5 protein-coding genes and 1 pseudogene are annotated in these 5,908 nt (G+C 65.0%); 3 read left to right on the top strand and 3 right to left on the bottom strand.

All coding sequences use genetic code 11. The features are described 5' to 3' along the window. The coding region (locus EOA75_RS27335) for an Mrp/NBP35 family ATP-binding protein (RefSeq protein WP_164747587.1) at positions 1-876 on the top strand (876 nt) is incomplete at its 5' end. 32 nt (positions 877-908) lie between these two features. Here the strand turns inward: EOA75_RS27335 and EOA75_RS27330 are convergent. Beyond that, positions 909-1,040, bottom strand: a pseudogene (locus EOA75_RS27330) (SRPBCC domain-containing protein); the annotation flags it as partial. A gap of 126 nt (positions 1,041-1,166) precedes the next feature. On the opposite strand from EOA75_RS27330, the gene EOA75_RS27325 reads away from it, so the two are divergent. Both EOA75_RS27325 and EOA75_RS27320 read left to right on the top strand, forming a co-directional pair. After that, positions 1,167-2,972, top strand: coding sequence for an IlvD/Edd family dehydratase (locus EOA75_RS27325; RefSeq protein WP_095782337.1), 1,806 nt, complete (start codon positions 1,167-1,169; stop codon positions 2,970-2,972). Between the two features lie 130 nt (positions 2,973-3,102). Further along, positions 3,103-3,501 carry a hypothetical protein gene (locus EOA75_RS27320; RefSeq protein WP_127325618.1) on the top strand — a complete coding sequence of 133 codons (399 nt, stop codon included), beginning with the start codon at positions 3,103-3,105 and terminating at the stop codon, positions 3,499-3,501. 18 nt (positions 3,502-3,519) lie between these two features. Here EOA75_RS27320 and EOA75_RS27315 read toward each other — a convergent pair whose 3' ends face one another. Both EOA75_RS27315 and EOA75_RS27310 read right to left on the bottom strand, forming a co-directional pair. Next, entirely contained in the window at positions 3,520-5,109 is a 1,590-nt protein-coding gene (locus EOA75_RS27315; protein ID WP_067324395.1) for a trimethylamine methyltransferase family protein, read from the bottom strand. A 220-nt stretch (positions 5,110-5,329) separates the two neighbouring features. Continuing rightward, positions 5,330-5,908 (bottom strand): PLP-dependent aminotransferase family protein (locus EOA75_RS27310; protein WP_164747586.1); only part of this gene is annotated, 579 nt, incomplete at its 5' end.

The raw sequence follows: 5,908 nt of genomic DNA, 5'->3' as shown, positions 1-5,908 counted from the left end.
CCTGCTCCCCAGGCAGCGCCGCAGCGTCCTGGCCCGCAGGCGCCGGCTTCTCACAGTCACGGCAAACGCGGCGTGCCCGGCATCGATGCGATCATCGCGGTGGCGTCCGGCAAGGGCGGCGTCGGCAAATCGACCACCGCCGTCAACCTGGCGCTCGGCCTTGCCGCCAATGGGCTGAGCGTCGGCGTGCTCGATGCCGATATCTACGGGCCGTCGATGCCGAGGCTGCTCAACATTCACGGCCGCCCGCAGACGGTCGACGGCAAGATCCTGAAGCCGATGCAGAATTACGGCCTCAAGGTGATGTCGATGGGCTTCCTGGTCGACGAGGAGACGCCGATGATCTGGCGCGGCCCGATGGTGATGTCGGCGCTCACCCAGATGCTGCGCGAGGTCGAATGGGGACCGCTCGACGTGCTGGTCGTCGATATGCCGCCCGGAACCGGCGATGCCCAGCTCACCATGGCCCAGCAGGTGCCGCTGGCCGGCGCCGTCATCGTCTCGACGCCGCAGGACCTGGCGCTCATCGATGCCCGCAAGGGCCTCAACATGTTCAAGAAGGTCGACGTGCCGCTGCTCGGCATAGTCGAGAACATGAGCTATTTCCTCGCGCCCGACACCGGCAAGCGCTACGACATCTTCGGCCATGGCGGCGCGCGCCGCGAGGCCGAACGGCTCGGCGTCACCTTCCTTGGCGAGGTGCCGCTGGAGATGGGCATCCGCGAAAGCTCGGACGCCGGCGCCCCGGTGGTCGCATCCAAGCCGGACGGCGCGGAGGCGAAGATCTATCGCGATATCGCCGCGAGGGTATGGGACAGGGTGCAAGAGGAACGCGGCGCCGCCGAGGCGGCAGTGCCCAGCATCGTGTTCGAGTAATTCGCCGGGCCGGCGCTAGGTGTCCGATTTCCCCGGCAGCCGGGAATCGCCTCCTTCAGGATTTCCGGGTCGTTGAGGGCTTCCCACACTTTCTCGACGGGTGCGGCGATCCGCTCCTCGCCCTCGATCACCAAAGCCCCCAAGATCTCCCGGATTGAGGACATCGACTGGTCCTAGGCCGCGGCCCTCTCTATGTCTATCGCACCAAAGTGCGGGTCTGCGGCGTGTCTGCCTCTTGCCTGCATGAGCGCGTTGTCATATCGATTTGTCATACAAATACGGAGACCACGATGGCAGGCGCCCCCACCAAGAAGAAGAAATTTCGCTCGCAGGAGTGGTTCGACAATCCCGACAACCCGGGCATGACGGCGCTCTATCTCGAACGCTACCTCAATTACGGACTGACCCGCGCCGAGCTGATGTCGGGCAAGCCGCTGATCGGCATCGCGCAGACGGGTTCCGATCTCTCGCCCTGCAACAGGCACCATCTCGAGCTCGCCAAGCGCGTGCGCGAAGGCATCGTCTCGATGGGCGGCATCCCCTTCGAGTTCCCGTGCCATCCGATCCAGGAGACCGGCAAGCGGCCTACGGCGGCGCTCGACCGCAACCTCGCGTATCTCAGCCTCGTCGAGGTGCTCTACGGCTATCCGCTCGACGGCGTCGTGCTGACCATCGGCTGCGACAAGACTACGCCTGCGCTCTTGATGGCGGCGGCAACCGTCAACATTCCGGCGATCGCGCTTTCGGTCGGCCCGATGCTCAATGGCTGGCATAAGGGCAAGCGCACCGGCTCCGGCACCATTGTCTGGGAATCGCGCCAGCGGCTGTCGGCCGGCGAGATCAATTATGACGAGTTCATGGACATCGTCGCCTCCTCGGCGCCGTCGACCGGCTATTGCAACACCATGGGTACCGCCACCACCATGAACTCGCTGGCCGAAGCGCTCGGCATGCAGCTGCCGGGCTCGGCCGCGATCCCCGCGCCCTATCGCGAGCGCGGCCAGATTGCCTACGAGACCGGCAAGCGCATCGTCGATATGGTGCATGAGGACCTGAAGCCGTCGGACATCATGACCCGCCAGGCGTTCGAGAATGCCATCGTCGTCAATTCGGCCATCGGCGGCTCGACCAACGCGCCGATCCACCTCAATGCCATCGCCCGCCATCTCGGCGTGCCGCTCGACAATGACGACTGGCAGAACATCGGCCTTAACGTGCCGCTGATCGTCAACCTGCAGCCGACGGGCGAGTATCTCGGCGAGGACTATCACCATGCCGGCGGCGTGCCGGCCGTCGTGGCGGAGCTGCTGAAAGGCGGACTATTGCCGCACCCCGATGCGATCACCGCCAACGGCAAATCGATCGGCGACAATTGCCGCGGCGCGGTCAACGAAAATCATGATGTCATCCGCGGCGTGGACAAGCCGCTCAAGAGCAATGCCGGCTTCATCAACCTCAAGGGCAATCTGTTCGATTCCGCCATCATGAAGACCAGCGGCATCTCGCCCGAATTCCGCGAGCGCTATCTCTCGAACCCGAACGATCCGGAGGCTTTCGAAGGCAACGCCATGGTCTTCGACGGCCCGGAGGATTACCACGCCCGCATCGACGATCCGGCGCAGGGCATCGACGAGCACACGATCCTGTTCATGCGCGGCGCCGGCCCGGTCGGCTATCCGGGCGGCGCCGAGGTGGTCAACATGCAGCCGCCGGCCCATCTCATCAAGAAGGGCATCCATTCGCTGGCCTGCATCGGCGACGGTCGCCAGTCCGGCACGTCGGGTTCGCCATCGATCCTCAACGCCTCGCCGGAGGCAGCGGTCGGCGGCGGGCTGGCGCTGCTTAAGACTGGCGACCGCGTCCGCATCGACCTGAGGAAGGGCACCGCCAATATCCTTGTCGGCGACGAGGAGATTGCCAGGCGGCGGGCAGCGCTGCAGGGCAATGGCGGCTATGACTATCCCGAGCACCAGACGCCCTGGCAGGAGATCCAGCGCGGCATGGTCGACCAGTTCTCCGCCGGCATGGTGCTGAAGCCGGCGGTGAAATATCAGGATGTCGCGCACACCAGGGGCGTCCCGCGCGACAACCACTGAATTCAGAGCACGGCGACAATCGAAGGGCGGTCCGCTTTCCGGCGGACCGCCCTTTCTCATGGCCCTTGTTTCGGCCGCGGGGCATCTACAGATTAGCCCGATCCGGCGACCCTACGAAGGGAGGCTATATATGGCGAAACGGCGCTCTTCCCTCGGCTTCCTCGGCATGTTCGGCCGTTCGGGCGACTTGCGCCAGCTCGACGACGCCTTGCGCAAGGCCGACTTGCATCCGGCACTGGTGCCTGAGGGCGTCAAGCTCACCATCGTCAACCTGATGAAGGATCATTGGCCCGAGGAGCCGCCGCCTCAGGCTTATCAATCGGTGGCGCAACTCTGCGGCTATTGCGTCGCCGGACCGGAAACCTTCGAGCGGGCGAATGGCAGGGAGCGCACTTTGGAAGCCGAGCGCCGCATCGAGGCCGCGCTCGAAGCCGGCGACAGCCTCGATGCGCAGATCGTGCTGTTGACGCTGCACGCGAAGCTGATCAACGCCGAAGTCGTCGAGCGCTATGGGCTGCGTGCGGAGTGATCTGCGAGAGCGGAAAGATCAGCCGCCCATCTTGTTGCGCGGCAGCTTGATCATCTCGCCGAAGCGCGCGCGCAGCTTGTCGTCGACGAGCCGCGACACATGGCGCGGAAAGCGCTCGGCCAGCACGCGCTTTTTCTCGGCGATCGCCCGCTGCAAAATGTCGGGCCGGCCCTTCTCATTCCATTCCTTGGGCGAGAAGCGATCGCCGACTGCGGGATAAAAATATTCGGTCTGCATCAGCTTCAAAGTCTGCTCGTTGCCGAGATAATGGCCCGGGCCCTTGAGGCAGACATCGGCGATGGTGTCGATCGACAGCGCCTCGTCCGTAACCTCGATGCCGCGCACGCATCGCAGGCAGTGGCCGAGCATATCGTTGTCGATGATCAGGCTTTCGAGACAGAAGCCGAGCAGCGAGGCATGCATGCCGGCCGATTCATAGACGAGGTTGAGGCCGGCAAGACCGGCCATCACATCGGTGATGCCTTTTTCATAGCCGGACTGGATGTCGGGCAGCTTCGAATCCGTCATGCCCGCGGCCGAGCCGCCCGGCAGGTCGTAATACTGCGCCATCTGCGCGCACGCCGCGGTCAACACGGCCTGCTCGGCCGAACCGCCGGACATCGCGCCGGTCCGGAGATCGGAGACGAACGGCCAGGTGCCGAAGATCGCCGGATGGCCGGGCTTGATCGCGTTGACATACACGAGGCCCATCAGCACTTCGGCCACCGCCTGCACGACGGCGCCGGCAATCGCGGCGGGAGCCGTGGCGCCGGCTTGGCCGGCCGATAAGAGCAGGATCGGAATGCCGCCCTCGACGCAGGCTTCGAGCACGCCGCAGGCGTCCTCGGCGAATTTCATCGGCGGCACCACGAAGCAGTTCGAGTTCGACACGAAAGGCCGCGCCCGGAAATTCTCCTCGCCGCCGGCGATCGCATAGAGCATTTCCAGCGCCGGCTTGACGTTCTCTCGCACGGTGAACGAGGTGCCGACATGCTTGGATGTCCCCATTACGCAGGCATAGAGCGTGTTGAAGTCCATCTCGAGCGGATCGGGGATATCGCGCGGCACCATGGTGCGCTGGAAGAAATGGATGTTGTCGAGCCCGTCGACGAGACGGGCGGCGTCATAGATGTCCTGCAGCTGCGATTCGCGATATTCGCGCTTCTCGACATCGACCAGATGCACCGCCGCGCCCGCGGTGCCGTAGTGCACGCGTTTGCCCTGGATCACCATGTCGTGCTTGGGATCCTGGCCGTGGAGCGTGAAGTGGCGCGCCGCCTTCTTGATCGTGTCGAGCACCAGCGCGCGCGGCAGGCGGATGCGGCCGTCGTCGCCATAGCTCGCCCCGACCCGGGTCAGCGCCTCGATGCAGGAGGGGATGGCGTTGGCGAAGCCCACCGTCTCCAGAAGCGTCAGCACCGCTTCATGGATGCGTTCCTTGTCGTTCTGGCTCAATGGCCCGTAGCTGCCGCCTTCGAGGCCGGCTCGCACCGGACGGATATCGTCTGCGAGCGGTGCTGCCCGCATCGCGCGGCGCGCTTCGCGCCCGCCGGACCGCCGCGAACGCTGGTCCGACGTCGTTTCCTGCTTCTCAAGAGCCACTGACATGGAAAGCACTCCACCTTTGCTTTTTCAGGGGCAGGATGCGCGGCGGTTGGTCCACCATCGGCCTGCCTCGTCCCCTTTGTGCCTCGACTATGCCGTCGGCATTGGCACAGCCTATGAGCCAGTCAATCCCGTCGAATATGCCAGGATGCTAAAGCGTTGAGGCGCGCCAAAATACAAGAGCCGGCAAAACGCCGGCTCTTCATGTGGCAGTCCGTGGTGATCAGGCGGCAGCGGGCCTGCGGCCGGCGGCGGTGGCGAGCTCCCGGATCCCGGGCTCGATGTGCTGCAGCGAGATCGAGGAGATGCCCAAACGCATGAAACGCGAGGGCTTTTCGCTGCGGTCGAAGAACCGGTCGCCGGGTTCGATGATGACGCTGCGCGAAGCGGCCGCTTCGGCGAGCCCTCGTGAATCGGTACCGCGCGGGCCCTCCAGCCACAACGACGTGCCTCCCGCCGAGTCGGTCGAGCGCCATTCTGGCAGGAAAGCGGAAATCGCATGGACCAGACGCTTGCGCCGCTCGTCGAAGGCGGCGGAGAGCCTGCGCACCAGCGCCTCGTGATGGCCGAGCGACAAAAACAGCGCAACGGCGCGCTGGTTGTTTGCCGGCGGGTGCCTGAGCATGAAGCGGCGCAACGCGCGAAGCTCGGCAATCAGTCCTGCCGAAGCGACGATGTAGCCGAGCCTCAGACCCGGAGCCAGCGTCTTCGACATCGAGCCGACATAGATGACGCGGCCCGAGCGATCGAGGCTCTTCAGCGCCTGCTGCGGCGCCTCGTCGAGAAGCTGGCTGTCATAGCC

It is taken from the genome of Mesorhizobium sp. M1A.F.Ca.IN.022.07.1.1 (assembly GCF_003997575.1).
GTDB lineage: Bacteria > Pseudomonadota > Alphaproteobacteria > Rhizobiales > Rhizobiaceae > Mesorhizobium.
Note: the sequence above shows the minus strand (reverse complement) of the source record. Positions and strands in the feature narration are given on the sequence as shown.

Coding starts and splice junctions, on each gene's coding strand:
- EOA75_RS27325 (WP_095782337.1), top strand. CDS start 1,167: ATGGCAGGCGCCCCCACCAAGAAGAAGAAATTTCGCTCGCAGGAGTGG.
- EOA75_RS27320 (WP_127325618.1), top strand. CDS start 3,103: ATGGCGAAACGGCGCTCTTCCCTCGGCTTCCTCGGCATGTTCGGCCGT.
- EOA75_RS27315 (WP_067324395.1), bottom strand. CDS start 5,109: ATGTCAGTGGCTCTTGAGAAGCAGGAAACGACGTCGGACCAGCGTTCG.